The sequence below is a fragment of the Rodentibacter pneumotropicus DSM 21403 genome, from assembly GCF_000379905.1.
Taxonomy (GTDB): domain Bacteria; phylum Pseudomonadota; class Gammaproteobacteria; order Enterobacterales; family Pasteurellaceae; genus Rodentibacter; species Rodentibacter pneumotropicus.
The window spans coordinates 22,376-46,556 of record NZ_KB904052.1; the positions used below are offsets into that span (position 1 = coordinate 22,376).

At 39.6% G+C, this 24,181-nt stretch carries 25 protein-coding genes; 19 read left to right on the top strand and 6 right to left on the bottom strand.

The features are described from left to right. Nucleotides 1-24 precede the first annotated feature (24 nt). On the top strand, nt 25-1,506 hold the full coding sequence (gene xylB / locus A3GE_RS0105255; protein WP_018356219.1) for a xylulokinase: 1,482 nt from the start codon (nt 25-27) through the stop codon (nt 1,504-1,506). Nucleotides 1,507-1,540: 34 nt separating this feature from the next. Here xylB and trmL read toward each other — a convergent pair whose 3' ends face one another. Further along, a complete protein-coding gene (gene trmL / locus A3GE_RS0105260) occupies nt 1,541-2,020 on the bottom strand; it encodes a tRNA (uridine(34)/cytosine(34)/5-carboxymethylaminomethyluridine(34)-2'-O)-methyltransferase TrmL (protein ID WP_018356220.1) in 480 nt (159 codons plus the stop codon). Between the two features lie 8 nt (nt 2,021-2,028). Further along, nucleotides 2,029-2,610, bottom strand: coding sequence for a 16S rRNA (guanine(966)-N(2))-methyltransferase RsmD (gene rsmD / locus A3GE_RS0105265; protein WP_018356221.1), 582 nt, complete (start codon nt 2,608-2,610; stop codon nt 2,029-2,031). Between the two features lie 97 nt (nt 2,611-2,707). Between rsmD and ftsY the strand changes: the two genes are divergently transcribed. From ftsY to A3GE_RS12540, 17 genes are all read left to right on the top strand, one after another. Next, complete coding sequence (gene ftsY / locus A3GE_RS0105270) at nt 2,708-4,072, top strand: signal recognition particle-docking protein FtsY (RefSeq protein WP_018356222.1); 1,365 nt, start codon at nt 2,708-2,710, stop codon at nt 4,070-4,072. A 9-nt stretch (nt 4,073-4,081) separates the two neighbouring features. Beyond that, nucleotides 4,082-4,738, top strand: a complete 657-nt coding sequence (gene ftsE, locus A3GE_RS0105275; protein ID WP_018356223.1) for a cell division ATP-binding protein FtsE — start codon at nt 4,082-4,084, stop codon at nt 4,736-4,738. Between the two features lie 9 nt (nt 4,739-4,747). After that, a complete protein-coding gene (ftsX, locus tag A3GE_RS0105280) occupies nt 4,748-5,680 on the top strand; it encodes a permease-like cell division protein FtsX (RefSeq protein ID WP_018356224.1) in 933 nt (310 codons plus the stop codon). A 625-nt stretch (nt 5,681-6,305) separates the two neighbouring features. Beyond that, nucleotides 6,306-7,256, top strand: a complete 951-nt coding sequence (locus A3GE_RS11125; RefSeq protein WP_018356225.1) for a YadA C-terminal domain-containing protein — start codon at nt 6,306-6,308, stop codon at nt 7,254-7,256. Nucleotides 7,257-7,734: 478 nt separating this feature from the next. Then, the gene (rpsJ, locus tag A3GE_RS0105290; protein WP_001181005.1) at nt 7,735-8,046 is read left to right on the top strand and encodes a 30S ribosomal protein S10; all 312 of its coding nucleotides are present in this window, start codon (nt 7,735-7,737) and stop codon (nt 8,044-8,046) included. 16 nt (nt 8,047-8,062) lie between these two features. Continuing rightward, entirely contained in the window at nt 8,063-8,689 is a 627-nt protein-coding gene (gene rplC / locus A3GE_RS0105295; protein ID WP_018356226.1) for a 50S ribosomal protein L3, read from the top strand. A 15-nt stretch (nt 8,690-8,704) separates the two neighbouring features. Further along, nucleotides 8,705-9,307 (top strand): 50S ribosomal protein L4, encoded by a 603-nt coding sequence (gene rplD / locus A3GE_RS0105300; RefSeq protein WP_018356227.1) that lies wholly within the window; start codon nt 8,705-8,707, stop codon nt 9,305-9,307. Beyond that, a complete protein-coding gene (gene rplW / locus A3GE_RS0105305) occupies nt 9,304-9,603 on the top strand; it encodes a 50S ribosomal protein L23 (RefSeq protein WP_018356228.1) in 300 nt (99 codons plus the stop codon). The genes rplD and rplW overlap by 4 nt, the downstream gene beginning before the upstream one ends. 17 nt (nt 9,604-9,620) lie before the next feature. Next, a complete protein-coding gene (gene rplB / locus A3GE_RS0105310) occupies nt 9,621-10,442 on the top strand; it encodes a 50S ribosomal protein L2 (protein WP_018356229.1) in 822 nt (273 codons plus the stop codon). Nucleotides 10,443-10,467: 25 nt separating this feature from the next. Continuing rightward, nucleotides 10,468-10,743 carry a 30S ribosomal protein S19 gene (rpsS, locus tag A3GE_RS0105315; protein WP_005539416.1) on the top strand — a complete coding sequence of 92 codons (276 nt, stop codon included), beginning with the start codon at nt 10,468-10,470 and terminating at the stop codon, nt 10,741-10,743. Nucleotides 10,744-10,754: 11 nt separating this feature from the next. After that, entirely contained in the window at nt 10,755-11,087 is a 333-nt protein-coding gene (gene rplV / locus A3GE_RS0105320; protein ID WP_018356230.1) for a 50S ribosomal protein L22, read from the top strand. A gap of 17 nt (nt 11,088-11,104) precedes the next feature. Beyond that, nucleotides 11,105-11,812 (top strand): 30S ribosomal protein S3, encoded by a 708-nt coding sequence (gene rpsC, locus A3GE_RS0105325; RefSeq protein ID WP_018356231.1) that lies wholly within the window; start codon nt 11,105-11,107, stop codon nt 11,810-11,812. Nucleotides 11,813-11,825: 13 nt separating this feature from the next. Beyond that, nucleotides 11,826-12,236 carry a 50S ribosomal protein L16 gene (gene rplP / locus A3GE_RS0105330; protein ID WP_018356232.1) on the top strand — a complete coding sequence of 137 codons (411 nt, stop codon included), beginning with the start codon at nt 11,826-11,828 and terminating at the stop codon, nt 12,234-12,236. After that, entirely contained in the window at nt 12,236-12,427 is a 192-nt protein-coding gene (gene rpmC, locus A3GE_RS0105335) for a 50S ribosomal protein L29 (protein ID WP_018356233.1), read from the top strand. The genes rplP and rpmC overlap by 1 nt, the downstream gene beginning before the upstream one ends. Further along, on the top strand, nt 12,427-12,684 hold the full coding sequence (gene rpsQ / locus A3GE_RS0105340; protein WP_005625886.1) for a 30S ribosomal protein S17: 258 nt from the start codon (nt 12,427-12,429) through the stop codon (nt 12,682-12,684). The genes rpmC and rpsQ overlap by 1 nt, the downstream gene beginning before the upstream one ends. 368 nt (nt 12,685-13,052) lie before the next feature. Next, complete coding sequence (locus tag A3GE_RS12025) at nt 13,053-18,257, top strand: collagen-flanked surface repeat-containing protein (protein WP_018356234.1); 5,205 nt, start codon at nt 13,053-13,055, stop codon at nt 18,255-18,257. Nucleotides 18,258-18,521: 264 nt separating this feature from the next. Further along, nucleotides 18,522-18,698 (top strand): transposase, encoded by a 177-nt coding sequence (locus tag A3GE_RS12540; RefSeq protein WP_338139240.1) that lies wholly within the window; start codon nt 18,522-18,524, stop codon nt 18,696-18,698. 115 nt (nt 18,699-18,813) lie between these two features. Here the strand turns inward: A3GE_RS12540 and A3GE_RS0105350 are convergent, their stop codons facing one another. Continuing rightward, nucleotides 18,814-20,055: a tetratricopeptide repeat protein gene (locus A3GE_RS0105350; RefSeq protein WP_018356235.1), complete on the bottom strand. Its 1,242-nt coding sequence runs from the start codon at nt 20,053-20,055 to the stop codon at nt 18,814-18,816. Between the two features lie 155 nt (nt 20,056-20,210). Here A3GE_RS0105350 and A3GE_RS0105355 point away from each other — a divergent pair, with 155 nt between their 5' ends. Then, nucleotides 20,211-21,347, top strand: coding sequence for a glycosyltransferase (locus tag A3GE_RS0105355; RefSeq protein WP_018356236.1), 1,137 nt, complete (start codon nt 20,211-20,213; stop codon nt 21,345-21,347). 521 nt (nt 21,348-21,868) lie between these two features. Here A3GE_RS0105355 and fis read toward each other — a convergent pair. From fis to prmA, 3 genes are all read right to left on the bottom strand, one after another. Beyond that, the gene (gene fis / locus A3GE_RS0105365; RefSeq protein WP_018356238.1) at nt 21,869-22,168 is read right to left on the bottom strand and encodes a DNA-binding transcriptional regulator Fis; all 300 of its coding nucleotides are present in this window, start codon (nt 22,166-22,168) and stop codon (nt 21,869-21,871) included. Next, on the bottom strand, nt 22,162-23,142 hold the full coding sequence (dusB, locus tag A3GE_RS0105370; protein WP_026215400.1) for a tRNA dihydrouridine synthase DusB: 981 nt from the start codon (nt 23,140-23,142) through the stop codon (nt 22,162-22,164). The genes fis and dusB overlap by 7 nt, the downstream gene beginning before the upstream one ends. A 150-nt stretch (nt 23,143-23,292) precedes the next feature. Then, on the bottom strand, nt 23,293-24,180 hold the full coding sequence (gene prmA / locus A3GE_RS0105375) for a 50S ribosomal protein L11 methyltransferase (protein WP_018356240.1): 888 nt from the start codon (nt 24,178-24,180) through the stop codon (nt 23,293-23,295). Between the last annotated feature and the right edge of the window lies 1 nt (nt 24,181).

A 24,181-nucleotide genomic window follows, 5' to 3' on the forward strand; every position in this document is an offset into this window, starting at 1 on the left:
GCACTTTTTAGCTTTGGAGGCAGTATGTATATCGGCATTGATTGTGGCACGCAAGGCACAAAAGCGATTATCGTAGATTATGCGAGGAAAAAAGTGATTGGGGTGGGGTATGCTGCACATGATTTGATTGAACAATCAAATGGACGGCGTGAACAGCATCCGAGCTGGTGGATTGAGGCATTCAAGCAATCATTAAGCATAGCGTTAAAACAAGCGCAAATTTCACCGCACTTTTCTCCACGCTTAGTGAAAGCCATTGGGATTTCTGGTCAGCAACACGGTTTAGTTTTGTTGGATGAAAACGATCAACCTTTATACAACGCAAAACTTTGGTGTGATACGGAAACGGCAAATGAAAACGCAGCGTTGATTGAACGCCTAGGGGGCGAAGAGAAAGCATTTCATCAACTCGGTATCATGTGCCAAACAGGCTATACTGCCTCTAAATTGTGCTGGTTTCGCAAGCATTATCCGACACTTTTTGAACGAATACGAAAAATTATGTTACCGCACGATTATCTTAACTATTGGCTTACCGGTAATTTTTGTACGGAGTTTGGCGATGCTTCCGGTACCGGTTATTTTGATATTGTGAAACGACAATGGAATCCAACAGTATTTGCGCAAATTGCACCGGAATTAAATATGGAGGAGGTATTGCCAACCTTGCTTTCTGCGGAAACAAAATTGGGTGTGATAAAACCTGACATTGCGGCTCAATTCGGTTTTAACGAAGATGTTATAGTTTCCACCGGTGGTGGCGATAATATGATGGGCGCAATAGGCACAGGGAATATTCGTGAAGGCATTGTTACTATGAGTCTCGGTACATCCGGCACTCTATATGCTTACACACATAAACCGTTGCAAGATTTACCTCCGATGATTGCTAATTTTTGTTCAAGCAATAATGGTTGGTTGCCGCTCATTTGTGTGATGAATATGACTTCATCAAATAAACAAGTGATGAATTTACTCAATATTGATGTGGCTGAATTTAATCATCTCGCGCAACAAGCGCCGATTGGAGCGGAAGGGATGACGATTTTACCATTTTTTAATGGCGAGCGGATTCCGCCTTTACCGAATGAAAAGGCTCGTATTTTAGGTTTGGATTCAAATAATTTCACGCAAGCCAATCTTTGCCGTGCCATGATGGAAAGTGCAACTTTCACCTTGCGTTACGGGTTGGATCTTTTCCGACAAGCGGGCTTGGCAACGTCACAAATTCGTTTGATTGGCGGAGGCGCGAAAAGTGTGTTTTGGCGACAAATGATCGCCGATGTGATGAACACCGAAGTAGTGTGTTTGCTGGAAGATGAATCGGCGGCACTTGGAGGCGCAATTCAAGCAATGTGGGCAAATGGCGAAGGTGAGTTAGGCACATTATGTGAGGAATTTGTGCATTTAGATCCGGACTCAAAATGCTTTCCTCATCAAGAAAATGTTGAATCCTATGAAATGATTTATCAACGTTATCTTATTTCTCTTGATTCTCTCCATTAAGCAAAAAGTGGGTGAACCCACTTTTTCTTTCAGGCTATTTATCTGCCAAATTGACCGCACTTTCATAGCCCAGCTGCCGCCATGCCTCGTACACGGTGACGGCAACGGCATTGGATAAGTTCATACTGCGACTATTGGCGGTCATCGGAATACGGATTTTTTGTTCCATTGGCAGGGTATCTAAAATTGCCATAGGAATACCACGGGTTTCGGGGCCGAACATTAAGTAATCTCCCTGTTCAAATTTCACTTGGCTGTGAGCCGGTGATCCTTTGGTGGTGAGGGCAAACAACCGTTTTGGTTCTTTGCTTTCTAAAAATGCCTCAAAAGTTTTGTGGCGTTTAATATTGGCAAATTCGTGATAGTCCAGTCCCGAACGGCGCAGACGCTTATCATCCCAAGTGAAACCAAGCGGTTCAATTAAATGTAGGCGAAAACCGGTGTTGGCACAAAGACGGATGATATTACCGGTGTTTTGGGGGATTTCCGGCTCGTATAAAACAATGTCTAACATAATTTTTCTCAATTTTGATATAAACGATAACTCACCATTCCGGTGGTTTTCTCTTTTAATAATGTCCAATTTTCAGGGGTGTTGAGGGGATTTTCTTTTTCCGTTTCCACATAAATGAGGGCATTCGGATGCAGCCAGTTATTTTCAATAAGCAAACGGATCGCCTGTTCAGCCAAGCCAAAATGGAAAGGTGGATCGAGAAAAACCACATCAAAGTGCGGTTGATTTTGCGGTTGTTTTAAAAAATCCAAACAATTTTGATTCAGTACCTGAGCTTGTTCCTCGGTGCATTTCAAGGTTTGCAGATTTTTTTTCAGTTGATGGGCAACGGTTTTGTCTTTTTCTAAAAACGTCACTTTTTCAGCTTGGCGGGAAAGCGCTTCAAGCCCCAACGAACCGCTACCGGCAAAACCGTCTAAACATTTTGCTTGGTGAATATAGGGCATTAACCAATTAAATAAGGTTTCTTTTACACGGTCGCCGGTAGGGCGTAATCCCTCTGCGTTTAACACGGGTAATTTCCGACCACGCCAGAGTCCGGCGATAATGCGGACTTCACCTTTTGGAGATTGTCCTTGTGATTTTTTCATAAAGAAGCGGATTTTTAGTGAAAATTCTGCTTAGTTTAGACGATTTTTTGCTAGAATGAACCACATTTTTATCGGACAGCAGTTAAGAGAACAATTTATGGCAGAAGAAAATAAAAAGGGCGGATTTTGGGCATCATTATTTGGGCGTAATAAAAAACAAGAAAGCACGCAAATTGAACCAATAATGGAAGAAGAAAAAATCAAGGAAACAGCTGTTGAAAGTGAAATTATCGAGCCTTCTGTTGAAAAGGTGAAAGAACCGTCAGATGAAGCAGAAAGTGCGGTCAATTTTGCCCCTGTTTTAACTGAAGATGCTCAAAAAGATGAGGTGGAACAAGCCGAAATAGAAGAAAAAAATTCAGAAATTTCAACCGCACTTGAGCAGCCTGACGCGATTATTGAACCTGAAAATGTAGAAGAAAATAGCACCGTTGAAGGGACAGAGATTGAAACCGATATTGTCGAAGAGGTTAAACAAGAATTTCATCCTGCATCACAAGCGGAAGTACAGAGTGAAACACGTGAAAAACCGAGTGAAGGTGGTTTTTTCAGCCGCTTAGTGAAAGGGCTACTCAAAACAAAACAGAATATCGGTGCCGGTTTCCGCAGTTTTTTCTTAGGTAAAAAAATTGATGATGAATTGTTTGAAGAGTTGGAAGAGCAGCTTCTCATCGCAGATATTGGCGTGCCGACCACCACGAAAATCATTAAAAACCTCACCGAACACGCAAGCCGTAAGCAATTGCAAGATGCCGAATTGTTGTATCAACAGTTAAAAGTAGAAATGGCAGCAATTCTTGAACCGGTGGCTCAACCTTTAGTCATTGATAGCACGAAAAAACCTTATGTGATTTTAATGGTCGGGGTGAATGGCGTGGGAAAAACCACCACTATTGGCAAACTCGCGCGTAAATTCCAAAGGGAAGGAAAATCCGTGATGTTGGCAGCGGGCGATACCTTCCGTGCGGCAGCGGTGGAGCAGTTGCAAGTTTGGGGTGAGCGAAATAATATTCCGGTTGTGGCACAAAGTACGGGAGCAGATTCTGCCTCCGTAATTTTTGATGCGATGCAATCTGCTGCGGCACGCAATATTGATATCTTAATTGCCGATACGGCAGGGCGTTTGCAAAATAAAAACAATTTAATGGACGAGTTGAAAAAAATCGTTCGTGTGATGAAAAAATATGATGAAACCGCCCCTCACGAAATTATGCTCACTTTGGATGCCGGCACCGGGCAAAATGCCATTAGCCAAGCAAAATTGTTTAATGAAACCGTCGGTTTAACCGGTATTTCTCTCACCAAACTGGATGGCACGGCAAAAGGTGGAGTGATTTTCGCCATTGCTGATCAGTTCAACTTACCGATTCGCTATATTGGTGTGGGCGAAAAAATTGAAGATTTACGTGAATTTAACGCTAAAGAATTCATTGACGCATTATTTATCCATGAGGAAGAATAAGGACAGATCGTGATTAAATTCTCTAATGTATCCAAAGCCTATCATGGCGCGACCCAACCGGCATTGCAGGGGCTGAATTTTCATTTACCGGTGGGGAGTATGACTTATCTTGTGGGGCATTCCGGAGCAGGGAAAAGTACCTTGCTCAAATTGATTATGGGTATGGAAAAAGCCAATGCAGGACAAATTTGGTTTAATGGTCATGATATTACCCGCCTCTCAAAATATGAGATTCCTTTTTTGCGTCGTCAAATTGGAATGGTTCACCAAGATTACCGCTTGCTGACTGATCGCACCGTCGCAGAAAATGTGGCATTCCCGCTTATTATTGCCGGAATGCACCCGAAAGATGCGCATTCACGTGCTATGGCGTCTCTTGATCGCGTAGGGCTGCGTAATAAGGCTCATTATTTGCCGACACAAATTTCCGGAGGGGAACAACAACGGGTTGATATTGCCCGTGCTATTGTGCATAAACCGCAACTTTTATTGGCGGATGAACCAACGGGAAATCTCGATGATGAGCTATCTTTGGGGATTTTTAATCTCTTTGAAGAATTTAATCGTTTGGGAATGACCGTATTAATTGCCACCCACGACATTAATTTAATTCAACAAAAGCCAAAACCTTGTTTAGTGCTTGAACAAGGCTATTTACGTTATTAAGGAAAAACCATGGGCCGATCAACTGATGCCTCTTTTTTTGTGAAAACGGCTTACACCTTACGTGCGGTGTGGGCGGATTTGTGGCAACGCAAATTCGGTACGTTGCTTACGATTTTGGTGATTGCCGTTTCGCTCACTATTCCGACGATCAGTTATTTAATGTGGAAAAATTTACATTTAGCTACCACACAATTTTATCCGGAAAGCGAACTCACCATTTATTTACACAAAAATTTAACTGAAGAAGATGCCAATTTAGTGGTGGAAAAAATTCGCCAACAAGAAGGGGTTGATTCCCTGAATTATGTTTCTCGTCAAGAAAGCCTGAAGGAATTTAAAAGTTGGTCGGGCTTTGGTGAAGAGCTGGAAATTCTTGATGACAATCCGTTACCGGCAGTGGTGATGGTGAAACCGTCGAAAGCTTTTGAAACCTCCGAAAAACGTGAAACATTACGCACAAATCTCGATAAAATCAAAGGGGTACAAGAGGTTCGTTTAGATAATGATTGGATGGAAAAATTGACCGCACTTTCATGGCTGGTGGCACACGTAGCGATTTTTTGCACCGTATTAATGGTAATCGCTGTATTTTTGGTGATTGGCAATAGTATTCGTTCCGATGTGTATAGTAGCCGGGCAAACATTGATGTGATGAAATTACTCGGTGCAACGGATCACTTTATCCTCCGTCCTTATCTTTACACCGGTATGATTTATGCTCTGCTGGGTGGTTTTGTTGCCGCCATTTTTAGTAGTTTTGTCATTGGCTATTTCACCTCTGCCATGAAGTATGTCACCGATATTTTCGCCGTACAATTTGCCCTAAACGGCTTAGCCGTCGGAGAATTGATTTTTCTCTTAGTCAGCTGTTTAACTATGGGCTATGTTGGTGCTTGGATCGCTGCCAAAAGACATATTGCCTTGATTGATAATCGAGTTTAATTGTTGATATTGAAAAGTGCAGTTGTTTTCCATCGTGTTTTGATTTTGAAACAATATGGAAAACAACTGCACTTTTTATATTAGTAACAGTCTTTCCATTAGAAAGTAAAAAATACAGTTGCTAATGAGATGCGATTTTTTCGACAGAGAGCTCTAGTGGACAATATACATTATCATCTCTTAGTTATGTTTTAGTTCATAAGCAAGCTGCACTTTTTTGATGAATATTATTTATCCTAATATGACGATTTTCCTCTCCTGCAATACCATTTAAATCCATTCTTCTTTAAAAAAAGAGCAATAATAACTATTGTTAAAATAATCAAAACCCACTAATAGCAGGATGTAGCTGTATAATGTGTAAAAATTAGTTGAAACAACTAATTTTTCATTGGTTTTTAAGATAAATGTTGGGCAGGGTAGATAGTTGAGATATTTTTCACTGTTCTTTAAACTCCTCCGATCAGTGTTAACTAATTGATTTTATTTGTTTTTCTCTCTGTCATATAATTTTTATATTTGTCTTTGTTGAGAATTATTTCCTTTTTTATTATAAGTATGCACCTCACATGCATAGATATGTGAATAAATAAAAATTGAAAAACTTATTTTTGGAAGAAAAATTATGAAAAATTTAACTACAAATAAAACATTGTCATTAGCCTTACTTGCAGGTCTTACTGCAAGTTATTCGGTTGCACAAGTCACAGATCAACGAGTACAAGAGATTAACAATAAAGTTGAGAAAAATACTAAGGATATCAGTGTGTTGAGTGCTAAAATGGAGAATATCAATAAAACATTGGACCTAGTCAATTACGATGTTGGACGAAACGTTGGTATGGTCGATCTATTGACTGCTAAAACGGAGGATATCGATAATACATTGGACCAAATCAATGAAAATATTAGACATCACTTTGATGCGATCGGAGGATTGTTTGCTAGAACAAACGGTATTAATGATACATTAGGCTCAGTTCAATCTACAGTCAATTCTCATGAAGTGCAGTTTGAGGCGTTAAATAAAATAACTCAAGGTCATGAATTAAGAGTTAGTGGGAATGAGTTTGATATTAAAACAAATAAAGCAGATATCGCACAGAATAAATCTGACATAGCCACAAACAAAGCAAGTATTGCACAGAATAAATCTGACATAGCGACAAATAAAGCGGGTATTGCACAGAATAAGTCTGACATAGCGACAAATAAAGCGGGTGTTGCACAGAATAAATCTGACATAGCGACAAACAAAGCAGGTATGGCACAATATAGATCTAGTATTGCTAAAAATATTGCTCGTATCAGTAATTTGGAAGGGCGTGTTGATCGACTTGAAAAAAGTGTAAAACGTTCTTTTGCTGCACAATCGGCATTAATCGGTTTATTCCAACCGTATAATGTGGGCAAATTTAACTTGAGTGCTGCTGTTGGTGGTTATAATTCAGAAACGGCTTTTGCTATTGGTAGTGGTTATCGCTTTAACCAGAATGTTGCAGCTAAAGCAGGGATTGCAATGGCACCGAGTAGTAGCAGTGTTAGCTATAATGCTGGCATAAATTTTGAATGGTAATGAATAAAGCATAGTTTTCTACAGGTTGTTAGATTGTTATTTAATACCGTATATAAATACAGTCTCTCATTAGGCTTTTTTACGATGGTGTATGAATGCCTTAATGGACTGTGGTGCTTGGATCACCACCAAAAGACATTGATAACTGGATTTAGGTGTTGATATTGAAAAGTGCGGTTATTTTCCACATTGTTTCAGAATCAAAACATGATGGAAAATAACAGCACTTTTTGTATATTTTTAAATAAATACCTTGCAATCCGCTTTGCTTTTATGTAGTATTTGCGGGCTCTCAGTTCGAGAGAGTCGTTTAATGTAATCATTTATTAGACGTGCGCAACGATATGTTGCGTTAAACAATGTTTCCGATTTGGAGACTATATAACAGGTAACTTGCACCTCCTTTTCTATTTTTGAAGTTAGAATTGTGATTGGTGTTGGTTTTTTATTAGCTAAATTTTATTGGAGCTCTGGTCTAATGCAGAACCAAAGAATCCGTATCCGCTTAAAAGCGTTCGATCACCGTTTGATCGACCAATCTACTGCGGAGATCGTAGAAACAGCTAAACGTACCGGTGCGCAAGTTCGTGGTCCGATTCCTTTACCAACTCGTAAAGAACGTTTCACCGTGTTGATTTCTCCACACGTGAACAAAGATGCTCGTGACCAATACGAAATTCGTACTCACAAACGTTTAGTAGATATCGTAGAGCCAACAGAAAAAACTGTTGATGCATTAATGCGTTTAGATTTGGCTGCCGGCGTTGACGTGCAGATCAGCCTAGGTTAATTAAGAGGTTATTACAATGATTGGTTTAGTCGGTCGTAAAGTTGGTATGACCCGTATCTTCAATGAAGACGGTGTGTCAGTACCAGTTACCGTTATCGAAATTGAAGCCAACCGCGTAACTCAAGTTAAAACTCTTGAAAACGATGGCTATACTGCAATTCAAGTTACTACAGGTTCTAAAAAAGCGAATCGTGTAACTAAGCCTGAAGCAGGTCATTTCGTGAAAGCAGGTGTTGAAGCTGGTCGCGGTTTATGGGAATTCCGTACTGAAGGTGAAGAATTCACTTTAGGTCAAGAAATCAATGTTGACATCTTTGCTGATGTTAAAAAAGTAGATGTTACCGGTACTTCTAAAGGTAAAGGTTTCCAAGGTGGTGTTAAACGTTGGAATTTCCGTACTCAAGATGCTACCCATGGTAACTCCTTATCACATCGTGTCCTTGGTTCTATTGGTCAAAACCAAACTCCGGGTCGTGTGTTTAAAGGTAAAAAAATGGCAGGACATTTAGGTGCTGAGCGTGTAACCGTTCAATCACTTGAAGTTGTTCGTGTAGATGCTGAGCGTAAATTGCTATTAGTAAAAGGTTCTGTACCTGGTGCTATCAATGGCGATGTTATCGTTAAGCCGGCAGTTAAAGCATAAGTCTAGGAGATAGAGATGGAATTACAAGTTGTAGGTGCAAATGCACTCACTGTTTCTGAAACTACCTTCGGACGTGAGTTTAACGAAGCGTTGATCCACCAAGTTGTTGTTGCTTATGCAGCAGGTGCGCGTCAAGGTACTCGTGCGCAAAAAACTCGTGCTGAAGTGTCTGGTTCAGGTAAAAAACCTTGGCGTCAAAAAGGTACAGGTCGTGCTCGTGTTGGTGATATTAAATCTCCAATTTGGCGTTCTGGTGGTACAACCTTCGCGGCAAAACCACAAGATCACAGCCAAAAAGTGAACAAGAAAATGTACCGTGGTGCAATTAAAAGCATTCTTTCTGAATTAGTTCGTCAAGACCGTTTAATGGTTGTTGAGAAATTTGAAATTGAAGCACCAAAAACTAAAGTTTTAGTACAAAAATTAAAAGATTTAGCAGTTGAAGATGCATTAATTATCACAGCAAGTTTAGATGAAAATCTATTCTTAGCAGCACGTAACTTATATAAAGTTGACGTACGTGATGTACAAGGTATCGATCCGGTAAGTTTAATCGCTTTCGATAAAGTGATTGTTACTGTTGATGCAGTGAAACAAATTGAGGAGATCTTAGCATGAGTCAAGAACGTTTGCTGAGCGTGCTTCGTGCACCGCATATCTCTGAAAAAGCAACCAACAATGCTGAAAAATCTAACACTGTTGTACTTAAAGTTGCTTTAGATGCGAACAAAGCTGAAATTGCTGCTGCAGTTGCTCAATTATTTGAAGTAAAAGTAGATTCTGTTCGTACCGTGGTTGTTAAAGGTAAAACTAAACGCCGTGGTACTAAAATGGGTCGTCGCAGCGACTGGAAAAAAGCTTATGTAACTTTAGCCGAAGGCCAAAACTTGGACTTCGTGGACAGTGCAGAGTAATCGGAGGAGAATAGAGAATGGCTATCGTAAAATGTAAGCCGACCTCCGCTGGTCGTCGTCACGTTGTTAAAATCGTGAACCCTGAATTACACAAGGGTAAACCTTACGCACCATTACTAGATACTAAATCTAAAACCGGTGGTCGTAACAACTATGGTCGTATTACAACTCGTCACATTGGTGGCGGTCATAAACAACACTACCGTTTAATCGATTTCAAACGTAACAAGTTAGATATCCCAGCGGTTGTTGAGCGTTTAGAATATGATCCAAACCGCTCTGCTAACATTGCTTTAGTGCTTTATAAAGATGGTGAACGCCGTTATATTTTAGCACCTAAAGGATTGTCTGTAGGCGATCAAATTCAAGCTGGTATTAACTCACCAATCAAAGTGGGTAATGCATTACCAATGCGTAATATTCCAGTTGGTTCAACAGTACATAATGTTGAATTAAAACCGGGTAAAGGCGGTCAAATTGCTCGTTCTGCCGGTGCATATGTACAAATCATCGCACGTGAAGGAAACTATGTAACTTTACGTTTACGTTCAGGCGAAATGCGTAAAGTATTGGCTGAATGTGTTGCGACAATTGGCGAAGTCGGTAACTCAGAACATATGCTTCGCGTATTGGGTAAAGCCGGTGCTAACCGCTGGAGAGGTATTCGCCCTACAGTTCGTGGTACTGCAATGAACCCAGTAGACCACCCACATGGTGGTGGTGAAGGCCGTAACTTTGGTAAACACCCAGTAACACCTTGGGGTGTTCAAACCAAAGGTAAGAAAACTCGTCACAACAAACGTACCGATAAATATATCGTACGTCGTCGTGGCAAATAATAGATTAAATTAAAGAGGATTAGCCATGCCACGTTCTCTCAAGAAGGGTCCTTTCCTTGACCTACACTTGTTGAAGAAGGTAGAGAAGGCGGTGGAAAGCGGGGATAAAAAACCAATCAAAACTTGGTCCCGTCGTTCAATGATCATTCCATCAATGATCGGATTGACCATCGCAGTCCATAATGGTCGTCAGCACGTTCCAGTTTATGTATCTGATGAAATGATCGGTCATAAATTAGGTGAATTTGCACCGACTCGTACATACCGCGGTCACGCGGCAGATAAGAAAGCTAAGAAATAAGAGGTAAAGAGATGGAAACTATCGCAAAACATCGTTACGCTCGCACTTCTGCCCAGAAAGCTCGCTTAGTTGCCGATTTAATTCGTGGTAAAAAAGTTGCGCAAGCATTAGAAATCTTAACTTTCACCAACAAAAAAGCTGCGTCTTTAGTGAAGAAAGTTTTAGAATCAGCTATTGCAAACGCAGAGCACAATGATGGTGCAGATATTGATGATCTTAAAGTTGCTAAAATCTTCGTAGATGAAGGTCCTAGCATGAAACGTGTTATGCCACGTGCTAAAGGTCGTGCAGATCGTATTTTAAAACGTACTAGCCACATCACTGTGGTTGTGTCGGATCGTTAATCAGTAGGAGAATAGCAATGGGTCAAAAAGTACATCCACATGGTATTCGCCTAGGTATTGTTAAACCTTGGAGCTCTACTTGGTTCGCGAATACACAAGACTTCGCTGACAATCTTGAAGGCGATTTCAAAGTACGCAAATTCTTAAATAAAGAATTAGCAAATGCTTCAGTTTCACGTATTACTATTGAGCGTCCGGCTAAAAGTATTCGTGTAACTATTCACACAGCTCGTCCTGGTATCGTCATCGGTAAAAAAGGCGAAGATGTTGAAAAATTACGTAACGCAGTATCTAAAATTGCTGGCGTTCCAGCTCAAATTAACATCGCTGAAGTGAAAAAACCTGAATTGGATGCAAAATTAGTTGCAGAAAGCATCGCTTCTCAATTAGAACGCCGTGTAATGTTCCGTCGTGCAATGAAACGTGCGGTACAAAGCGCAATGCGTTTAGGTGCGAAAGGTATCAAAGTTGAGGTTAGTGGTCGTTTAGGTGGTGCAGAAATTGCACGTTCAGAATGGTATCGTGAAGGTCGCGTACCTCTCCATACTCTTCGTGCAGACATCGATTATAACACTGCAGAAGCACATACAACTTACGGCGTAATCGGCGTAAAAGTGTGGATCTTCAAAGGTGAAATTCTTGGTGGAATGGCTGCCGTTGCGCAATCAGAACAACAACCTACCGATAAGCCTAGAAGAGCGCCACGCGGTAAAGGTCGTAAGTAAGGAGAAACGCTAAATGTTGCAACCAAAACGTACAAAATTCCGTAAAGTTCATAAAGGCCGCAACCGTGGTATCGCAAACGGTACTGAAGTGAGCTTCGGTACTTACGGTTTAAAAGCTGTTGGTCGTTGTCGTTTAACTGCTCGTCAAATTGAAGCAGCACGTCGTGCGATGTCTCGTGCGGTAAAACGTCAAGGTAAAATCTGGATTCGAGTATTCCCGGATAAACCAATTACGGAAAAACCATTAGAAGTCCGTATGGGTAAAGGTAAAGGTAACGTTGAATACTGGGTAGCCTTAATCCAACCGGGTAAAGTGCTTTATGAAATGGATGGTGTGTCTGAAGAAGTGGCAAGAAACGCATTTGCATTAGCAGCAGCGAAATTGCCTGTTAAGACCACTTTCGTAACTAAGACGGTGATGTAATGAAAGCTCAAGATTTACGTACAAAAAGTGTTGAAGAGCTGAATGCTGAATTATTAAACCTTCTAGGTGAACAATTCAAATTGCGTATGCAAACAGCCACCGGTCAGCTTCAACAAACCCATCAGGCTAAACAAGTGCGTCGTGATATTGCACGTGTAAAAACTGTATTAACCGAAAAGGCGGGTGAGTAATGACTGATAAAATTCGTAGCGTACAAGGTAAAGTTGTTAGCGACAAAATGGAAAAATCTTTCGTTGTTGCAATTGAACGTAAGGTAAAACATCCGTTATACGGTAAGTTTATCCGTCGTACAACAAAATTACATGTACACGATGAGAACAACGAAGCCAAAGTTGGTGATACTGTAGAGATCCGCGAATGCCGTCCTCTATCAAAAACCAAATCTTGGACATTAGTTCGTGTTGTTGAAAAAGCGGTTATCGCTTAATTCATAATCGTAGAAAATAAAAGCCAATGGTATGATGCCATTGGCTTTTTTAATGATTAGATTTCAATTAATTTACTCCATTCACTCCCCCCTCTTTATTTATTTTTTCTTGTTAAAAAAGTGCGGTCAGTTTTCCTCTTGTTTTTTTAGTTTGTCCAAATTTTAGGCGTGTTAATGTGACATTCTAATTGTTGTTTAAATGTAAATTTTATGTAAATGTAAAGTTGTACAAAGATAGGAAAATTTATTTGTTAGAAATCCTGAGCTTATATAAACTTCGGAAAATCCTCAACTTGTTGTTTTTAGGGGAGAATATTATTTGTTTTTTTGAATAGTTAAAATTGATAAACAAGGATGGGAGTTCTTAAATGAACAAGATTTTTAGAGTAATTTGGAATCATGCGACTCAATCTTGGGTGGCAGTCTCCGAATTAACGAAAGCGAAAGGCAAAACGAAGTCAAAAACAGAAAAGAAAATTTCAGTTTTTGCTGTATCGCTTATCACAGTTGGAGCAACCGTAATTGGAGGTTCAGCCGTAGCTGCCAATGTTGAGTATAACGCTGGTAGAGTTTGGGGAGGACAAGGTGCGTCAGCAGGAGGTAATAGTGCAATTGCATTAGGTTGGGCAGCTAAAGCTCCTGGAGAACAAGCTGTTGCTATTGGTAATGAAGCAACGACATCTAATGGCTATTCAACCGCACTTGGTGCACAGACGAAAGCTACAGGTAGTTATTCAACAGCACTTGGTGCAAAGGCAAATGCTGCTGGTAATGATACTATTGCAATTGGTAATGCCTCGCAAGCAACTAACAGACGTGGTGTTGCCATTGGTGTGCAAGCAAAATCGGTTGAAATTTCATCAGATCCTGGGAAAGGTAAATATCATAATTTCACTAATGTTGTTGGGGGAACAAGTTCTGGTGGAGTAGCAATTGGCTCATTTGCGGCAACTTTACCAACCGGGGTTGCGATTGGTTCAAGTGCTTATTCGATGTTTGATAGCCTCGCGTTTGGTAATGGTGCAGTGTCTCTAAGCCAAAATTTAAATGGGTCTTCTGCACCTGGTATAGCGGTGGGTAATGGTGCTTGGTCAAGTGGACGTTATGCGACAGCTATTGGAGCCTCTGCCAATGCAACAGGGATATACTCAATTGCACAAGGAGCTGCAGCCACAACATCTAAACCGGGTTCTATTGCAATAGGTTGGATGGCCGGAGGTGATAGTCAAGTGGGTAGGAGAACGCTTGATAATGGTGAAGGTATGCCTATTATTACTCAAATAAAATCTGAAGGTGCAGGTTCAGTTTCAATAGGACATGGTACTCATGGTTATGCGGAGGGAAGTGTTGCATTAGGGAGAAGTGCTAAAGTTGACGATAATCAAACCCTTTCAGTTGCGTTGGGGGCAGGCTCTTCAGTGACGGAAGGTTTCCATAATGAACAATCGTCCACGAATGTAACCTTCAAAAAAGCAGATGGTTCAACGATCACTCAAAATTATTGTGGAACGTTTAGTGCTCTCAAGGGGATAGAATATAATGTTTCTACAAATGCTTTAGCTAATATTACAAAAGCAACAGGAACAACAGTCCTTTCAGTTGGTAGAAAAGGATTAGAACGTCAAATTCAACACGTGGGGGCTGGACGTGTTGCAAGTGATTCTACTGACGCAATTAATGGTTCACAGCTTTATAATGTTTTAAATTATATGGGCTTCAATGTGCATAATAATGCAGATCAATCAGTAGCGCGTATTAATAATAACCGCCATATACAGTTTAAAGATGGTGAATTGACTAAAGTTGTAGTTGTTCCTAAAAATAATGGTACAGATGTATCTATTGCTATTAATGTGACAAAAGGTGTTATTAATAATACAACGACTACGGGTATTATTTCACAACCGACTACACCTGGCGTGGCTACTGTAATGGATGTTGTGGATGCAATTAATAGCGCTGGTTGGTGGACTAATGTCGGTGGTAATCTTGCAGCCGGTTCTGCAAGGAACAATACACTTATTAATCCAGGAGCTGCAGTTAATTTTAAAGCAGGTAATGGATTAACGATTAAACAAGAAATTACTAAAGATAGTAAAGGGCGTGCAATAGTAACCTATACTCTCAATGCTAACGTAACGGGCGGTTCGACAGGAGCCACCGGTGCAACAGGTCCTCAAGGACCTAAAGGTGATACTGGTGCAACAGGAGCGAAAGGTGATACAGGCGCGACGGGTGCTAAAGGTGCTACCGGCGCAACAGGAGCGAAAGGTGATACCGGCGCAACAGGAGCGAAAGGTGATACCGGTGCAGATGGTAAAAACGCGGAAGCCGATGTAAAAGACAATGGTGACGGTACTCATACGATTACGATCAAAGATGGTAATGGTAATACCACCACCGCTATCGTGAAAGATGGAGCAACGGGTGCGAAAGGTGATACCGGTGCAGATGGTAAGAATGCGGAAGCCTCAGTCACAGATAATGCGAACGGTACACACACGATTACGATCAAAGACGGTAATGGTAATACTACCACCGCTATCGTGAAAGACGGAGCAACCGGTGCAGACGGTAAAAACGCTGAAGCTGACGTAAAAGACAACGGTGACGGTACACACACGATTACGATTAAAGATGGTAACGGTAATACCACCACTGCTATCGTGAAAGACGGAGCAACGGGTGCGAAAGGTGATACCGGTGCGGATGGTAAAAACGCGGAAGCTGACGTAAAAGACAATGGTGACGGTACTCATACGATTACAATCAAAGACGGTAACGGTAATACCACCACCTCTATTGTGAAAGATGGTAAAGATGCTAAAGCTACTGTTACAACAGATACAGCTAATGGTACACAAACTATTACCATTACCGATGGAAGTGGTAACACAACTACTGCAACCGTAAAAGATGGTCATCACTTTGTTAAGACTGAGAAATCTCAAGATAATATTTCCGGTCAACCAAATGATAAAGGAAGCAAAGTAAATACCGGTGATAACGTGACTTTTGTTGCGGCGAAAAACTTAGAAATTGCTCAAGATGGTAACAAAGTGGCTTATGGTTTATCTGATCAAGTTGAACTTGGTCAAAAAGGTGAACCAGGTAAAGATGGTCAATCAGGCAAAGATGGTGTTGATGGTTCTATCGGAGTGAACGGTAAAGACGGTTCAGCTGTGGCTATCAATGGTAAAGACGGTTCAATCGGCTTGAATGGTAAAGATGGTAAAGACGGTCTAACCTTCAAATCGGCTGACGGTGCTCAAGGGGTTAATGGTGAAGATGGTAAAGATGGTTTACCGGGTGCAAACAGTACAACACGTATTGTTTACCAACCGACCAATCCGGATGGTTCATCAAAAGGTGATTCAGAACAAGTGGCAACGTTAAATGACGGGCTTATCTTCACTGGTAATAACGAGGAGCTAAACCGCCACAAGTTAAATACCGTTGTGAAAGTTCTAGGTGAAGGTGTAGATAAAGCAGCTTCAGAGAAATTTAAATCTGCAAAAGGCAATATCAATGTTAAAGCCGATGGTACGGATAAATTGGAAGTTCAAATGAACAAAGATTTAGACCTCACATCAAATGGTAGCGTGACTATTGGTAATACAGTTATCAATAACGGTACGGTTTCAGGTTTAAATGATCACCTTAAAGATCCAGTTACTGCTTCAACAAGCAATGTAACCAATGCAACACAAACAGCACCTGCTGACTTGTCTTTTGATGAGAAAAAACAAGCAGCAACAGTTGGTGATGTCTTAAATATAGGCTGGAACTTAAAAGCAAATGGCCAGGCAGTTGGTGCAGTAACACATGGTAAGGCTGTGGACTTAACTAGCAAAAATGGTACTGTAACCATTAAACCAACTACAGATGGGAATATTTCGACAGTTGATTTAGCTGTTAATACGGGTAATGTCTCTGCAGATAAAACTACTGGTAAAGCAGTTGTTGGTAAAGATGGTAAAGCTGATATCTCACCAGATGCAGCTAATGAAGTAGCAACAGTAGGTGATGTAGCAGATACTATTAACAATACCGGCTGGGCAACGACCGCTAGAGACAGAGATGGTAATACCGCAAATGTTGTTGTAAATCCAGGTGACCAAGTGAATTACACTAATGGTACAGGTACAACAGCGAATATTACAGTTACAACTGATCCAGTTACAGGTAAGGATACAGTTAATGTGTCTTATGATGTGAAAGCTGGTGATAACACCATTACTGTTGATAAAGATGGAGTGAAAGTTAATACCGGAAATATCACAAAAGCGGGTAATCAATACGTGAAAGATTCAGCGGGTAATGTAGTCATCCCTGCAGGTCAAGTAAGTGTTAAAGGTACACCTGTTGGCAATGAAACTCAAGTTGATGCAGATGCTCGTGAAGGCAATAAAGTTGCTACAGTGAAAAATGTAGCTGATGCGATCAACAGTGCCGGCTGGATTGTGAATACTGGTAAAGCCGAAGAGCAATCTTCATTTACGACTGAAGCTGGTACAGCTCAGAAAATATCTGCAGGTGATAAAGTTGACTTCCAAGCAGGTAAAAACGTGGAAGTTAAACAAATCATCGGTGAAGATGGTTCTGTGAAGATTGTTTATGCAACCTCTGATAATTTTTCTTTAGGTGAAAAAGGTAAAGATGGCAAAGATGGTGTTGATGGCTCTATCAGTGTAAACGGTAAAGATGGTTCTGCTGTTGTAATCAACGGTAAAGACGGCTCGATTGGCTTAAATGGTAAAGACGGTGAAAACGGTCTAACTATTAAAGGTGGAAAAGGTTCGGTCGGTGTTGATGGTACAGATGGTAAGGACGGTAAAGATGGTATGACCCGTATCGTTTATACAGATGATAAAGGTACTAAACACGAAATTGCTACCCATGATGATGGTTTGAAATTTACCGGTAATGATAATGATACTGTAAACAACCATAAACTAAACTCTGTGGTAACAGTGAAAGGTGAAGGTGTAGATAAGGCAGTGTCTAAATCATTCAAGTCAGCTTTAGGCAACATCAATGTGAAAGCTGATGGTCAAGGCACTTTAGAAGTTCAACTTGCAAAAGACATTGATCTTGGTAACGATGGATCTGTAAGAGCAGGTAATACCGTTATAAACAATCGTGGTATTTCTGTGAAAAATGGTCCAAGTATGACTGTTGATGGTATTAATGCAGGCAATAAGAAAATTACCAATGTCGCACCTGGTGAAGTTTCCGCCACTTCAACTGAGGCGGTGAATGGCTCCCAGTTATACGCAGTTAATCGAAATATTAGCAATAATGTTAATCGCCTAAATAACAAGATTAACAAAGTTGATAAAGATCTGAGAGCAGGTATTGCTGGGGCCGCTGCGATTGCCGGTTTACCGCAGGTTCGAGGAAATGGAAAATCAATGGTTGCTGTTGCAGCGAGTAATTATCGTGGTGAAAATGCGGTAGCCTTAGGTTATACTAGAGCCAGCGATAACGGAAAAGTATTGCTGAAATTAAGTGGTAGTACTAATACTCGTGGTGATGTTGTAAGTACAGTTGGTCTTGGCTATGAATGGTAATTAGTATTTATAGCTAATCAGATGTTATATAAAGCTCAATCTTGTAGATAAAGATTGAGCTTTTTTATTTCTAAACTAAAAAACATCTTCTGTGAAGGTGATTAACGGCTTAAAAGGTTTTGTCTGAATAAATCGCGTGTGATTTGGCATTGTCAATATCATTTAATATGGGCCCCGAAATGTCATTTTAGGATATTAAAAGATAAAGCAGGTCGGAAGTTTATATTCATTAAGGATGTTACGTGAACAGTTGAAAATGAAGTAATAGAATTAAATGTCCAAATGGCTCACGTTCATTTGTTAGTCAAAATCCCACTGAAATTATTAATTTCAGCAGTAATGGGAGATTTAAAAGGTAGGACAGACATAAGGTTGTTCAATAAGTTTCCCTATTTAAGGAAACATAAATTATGGGGTGTTAATCAAATCTGCCTTCTATGAAGGTGGATTTTTACTGGAAGAAAATCAATAAATGATAAAAAAATAAGGGAAAATTTGACCGCACTTATTATTAAGTAGGGACATATCTAAGTGAGGTTAAAAACGGAGAAATTATTTATATGCTTTCAATCTCAATTCTAGCTAACCCTTTTTTGAAGGCATAAGCATATCGTCGCGGGATATTATCTGCAATTTCCCCATTTTTTACGGTAGCTTTATAACTACAAACTTTAAATTCAGGAACGATAATAGGAGAATAGTCTGTATTTAGTACCGGTGAAATAGACGAATATAGTGTCCATTTGACTTGTGAGCCTTCTTCGTTGTTTGTTTTAGCAATAAAACCGGCACCACCTTCAGAAAAAGCAATTTGATATTCACTATTAAAAGGGAGTTCAGGAAAAGGCTTAGGATCGTAGAAATTAAAAAGTCGATCATGGGCCCAAAGATCTTGACGAATATAGCCCCATAATTCATCGGCTAAAAAATCTTGATCAGCAAAGTGAGCACTATCGTAGCCCTTATTAATATAATTTTGGATTCTTTCTTCCATATTGGAAATTGAATTTGCTTTGGCACCCCACATTCCAGCTAAAATGAGGGCAGTGTGTGATCCTGAGTCCCGCATAGTATGAAATGATCGTCCACTTTTGATCCATTCTGCAACGGCAACGGATTCTCTAGGAGAAATGACGGAATCCGCATCACGAAAAATAACATATTCTGCCTCAGGATCATTGATTGCAAGGAAGCGCCACATTGTGCCCGGCCATGCTTTTAAATGAGGTGCAATTTTAATCATTTCAGCACCATTCTCTTTTAAACGTTGCACTGCGTTTTCTGGAACGGTTTCATCAATATAAAAACGACAAATCCAATTTGGGAAGAGTGTCGGTGCAATCTGAACATTTAATATTGCTGTTTCGATATATTTTGAACGTTTTCCAAACAATGAAAATACAATCAATCTTTTACCGTTTTTAGGAGAGGATAGCACTGGCATTGGCGCAGAAGGAGGAGAGACTTTTGCATTACGTATTGTTAAAGCTTGGTGTCCGTAATGACCGGATTTTTCCCAATCACTTATCGCTCCGTAAGCGTGAGCTAATAAATCAAGTGTCGCCACATACTGGTTATCCAATGAAATAGCTTGTAAGCCAGTATCAATAGCTTCCTGCCATTTTTCTTGTTTTAAATAGATATAGGCAAGTTTATGTATATTCTCAACATCTTCGGAAGAAAGTAAACAAAGCATCTCCGCATATTTTTTAGCTTCTTCATAATCTTCTTTATTTATAAGATTAATATAAGTGTTTGTTAATGCACTAAGAGTGAGTTCATTGGAGGAATTATTCATTTTTATTATTAATAGCTTTTAACAGGACACTATTATATCAGATGATATGTTTTCTTTTTATTTTTGATTAATAAAAGTTATAAAACAAGAGCGAAAATAACCGCACTTTGCTTTATAATAGACTGCTAGTTGGTTATTAAAATTTAATATAGGTTATGGCAACAAAATCTGATAAAAAAACCATTTGTCTCAATATGATTGTGAAAAATGAGTCGGCAATTATTCGAGAAACCTTAGAAAATATTCTGGCTTATATATCGCTAGATTACTATGTTATTAGTGATATGGGTTATGATGATAATACAGCTGAAATAATAGAACAATTTTTTACTGAAAAAGGTATCCCGGGTGAGATTCACCATGACCAATGGGTAAATTTTGCCCATAACCGTAATCTTGCTTTGCAATACGCTGAAGATAAAACAGATTATGTATTGATTTTCGATGCCGATGATCGTTTTAGTGGAGAATTTGTATTTCCTGATACACTCGTTTATGACCGATATACGTTTCGTATGACAAATGATATTTCGGGAACAAATGTTTATTTTCGTCCTTTAATGTTTATCAATGATGGCTCATTCTACTGGCGTGGTGTTTTACATGAATTTGTGGAGCAACGAAAAAAGACAATTGTAGAATATGCTATTAAAACTGGAGACTATTACATTATCAGTGGCCGTTTTGGTGCCAGAAGCCTTAATCCGAGAAAATATTTTCAAGATGCGCAAGCTTTAGAAAAGGCTTTTTATGCACCTGAAGATAAAGATCTTAAAAATCGTTACGCATTTTATACGGCACAATCTTATCGTGATGCTGATATGCCGGAAAAAGCGATTGAATGGTATTCTATCCGAGCTAATTTGGGAGGGTGGTCTGAAGAGGTTTATAACTCGCTTTTACAAATCGGTTTATTAAAAATAGAATTGAATGCCTCATTAGATGAAATTCAACAATCTTTACTTGCTGCTTACGAATATCGTCCTCATCGTGCAGAAAGTCTTTATTTCCTTGCCCGCCATTTCCGTCTTAATGATAAGATTAAACTAGCTTATATTTATGCCAGTGCAGCGGTTAATATTCCATTGAGTAAAGATATTTTATTTGTGAATTATTCGGTTTATGACTGGAAAGCAAAAGATGAATTAGCTGTTGCCGCTTATTGGGTAGAAAATTATCAACTTTGTCATGATTTATGCGTAGAATTACTTAATAATTCTTCTATTCCTGAAATGGATAAACAACGTTTTAGAGAAAATCTTAAATTTGCAGAAGATAAATTAAATAATTAATCATTAATGGATAATAAATATGAATAAAAAATTGGTTACATATTGTTATGAGTGATCATGTTATTACGCCATCTTTTATTCCACCCACATCATTTAATAAAGGTAAATGATATGGAATGCAGTATGTTGATAAGGACTATGTTCGTCAAACAAAGGAGTTTTACGTATTAAATTCAGGCTTATTTGTTATCAATGATTTAGTTAAAGTAAAGCCTATTATGGACAAAGTTATACGGCATAGATTTATGGAAGATAGACATAGCGCTCAACCATATTTTTAATATTGCTTTATACAACTCAGATATTGATATTAAGATTTTGAATCATATAGATCATTTAGGATTCTCCCATTTAAATTATGACTCATTTAAAATTTAGATAAAGTGTTAATTCATTGCAATATTGGTGTCGGTTACATCTCTAAATTGGATTTAATAAAAGAAACTTGGGTATATATAAATCGAATGTAATTAATAAAAAAGACGAACATAGTTCGTCTTTTTTATTTAAAGTATTAAAAATTAACCCATACCGTATTTTTTCAATTTTTTGCGTAAAGTACCACGGTTGATACCAAGCATATTGGCCGCACGGGTTTGGTTACCGCGAGTATATTGCATAACCATATCTAACATTGGGTGTTCAACTTCCGCTAATACTAATTCGTAAAGATCATTCACATCTTGACCATCTAACTGTGATAAATAATTGCGCAATGCTTGTTTGACAGAATCACGTAATGGTTTATTGGTTACTTGTGACTGAGAGTTTAAAACTGAAACGGTTAATGCTTCAGATGGATTACGTTGTTGTTCTAACATTTTTCTTTATCCAAAATTGAATTTAAAAAATCCTCTAACACAATAAGTTGCTCTTTGGCATCACTAATTGTGTTAAAAGCCTGTCTAAAAACGGAATCGGGTTGAATTCCCTGTAAATACCACGCCACGTGTTTGCGTGCAATGCGGTAACCTTTTTGTTCACCATAGAATTGGTGTAATTCTTGAATATGACGCAAAATTTGACCGCACTTTTCACTTAAACTTGGCGTTTGTGTTATCGAATCATGCTCAATTAGGCTCTCTACAGCTTGGAATAGCCATGGATTACCTAATGCTGCACGACCGATCATAATTGCATCAGCACCTGTGTAATCAAGTACTGCTTTTGCTTTTGCTGCGGAATCAATATCACCATTTGCAATTACAGGAATGGAGATAGCTTGTTTAACCGAGCGGATATTGTCGTATTCTGCTTTCCCTTCAAAGAAGCATTCTCGCGTTCGACCATGAATAGTTAAAGCCTGAACTCCAGATTGTTCAGCAATTTTGCCGATTTGTACGCAATTTCGATTGGATTTATCCCAGCCTGTGCGAATTTTTAAGGTGACCGGCACATCAACAGCATTGACGACTTCCCGTAGAATTTTTTCTACTAAGTCGGGAAATTGTAATAGGGCAGATCCAGCCAGTTTACGATTGACTTTTTTGGCGGGGCATCCCATATTGATATCAATAATTTCTGCACCGTATTCCACATTAACGGCTGCGGCTTGTGCCATTTCTAGCGGATCGGAACCTGCAATTTGCACGGCATTCATGCCTAAGTCGTTACTATGTGCTAAACGAAGTTTGGATTTCTCTGTATGCCAAACTTGTGGATTGGTTGACATCATTTCTGAGAATGTGAGCCCCGCACCATAATGCGCACAAAGACGACGAAAAGGTTTATCGGTAATACCTGCCATCGGTGCGAGTAAAACACGGTTTTTTAATTGGTATGAACCGATTTGCATTTTACCTTTACCACCTTCAAGCAAGCCTAAATCCTATTATTGTCGAATTAGGGCAACAACCGACAAGGCGTGCTATGATACGCATTTTGTCCTAGTTTGCAAAGTGAAATTTGTTCAAAAAATACACTTTTTTTGATTGACAAAAGGAAATTAATGGATTTTTAACTTGCCTGTAATTCGACTCCATTCCTCACGCACTTCTACGGGATCTAAAGTAAAGGTTTGTGCGTAGGTTTCGCATACAGATTGAGCTTGAGTTTCCAAAATACCGGATAAACCGAGCTCACCATTTTCTTTTACGAGCCGACTAATCGCCGGATAAAGCTCTTTTAACGGACCTGCGAGAATATTGGCGACAACCACATCGGCTTTGAGAGCCGTTGGTTTTTCATCAGATAAAAATAATTGCAAGCGATCCGCCACACCGTTTTGTTCCGCATTATTACGGCTGGCAAGGATTGCTTGCGGATCGATATCAATTCCGACCGCACTTTTGGCACCGAGCTTTAATGCTGCAATAGCTAAAATGCCTGAGCCACAGCCAAAATCAATCACCGTTTTGCCTTTTAAATCTAAGCCGTCTAACCATTCTAGACAAAGTGCTGTTGTCGGATGTGTACCGGTGCCAAATGCGAGACCGGGATCGAGCATGACATTGACGGCATTTTCATCAGGCACTTCACGCCAACTTGGGCAAATCCATAAACGTTTGCCAAATTGCATTGGGTGGAAATTATCCATCCATTCCCGTTCCCAATCTTTGTCCTCAATTTGTTCAATCTTATAGGCGGTATTTTCATCCAAATGGCCCATCTGATGAAGCAGATCGACAATTTCTATCATGTTGGTTTCTGCATCAAACAGTGCCATCACATCTGTATTACCCCAAAGGCGGGTTTCACCGGGTAGCGGTTCAAAAATTGGCGTATCTTGACTATCCATGAAGGTAACGGAAACGGCACCGATTTCTTCGAGAAAATCGCTCATTTTTTCTGCTTTTTCATTTGTGCTGTTTAGGCGAATTTGAATCCAAGCCATG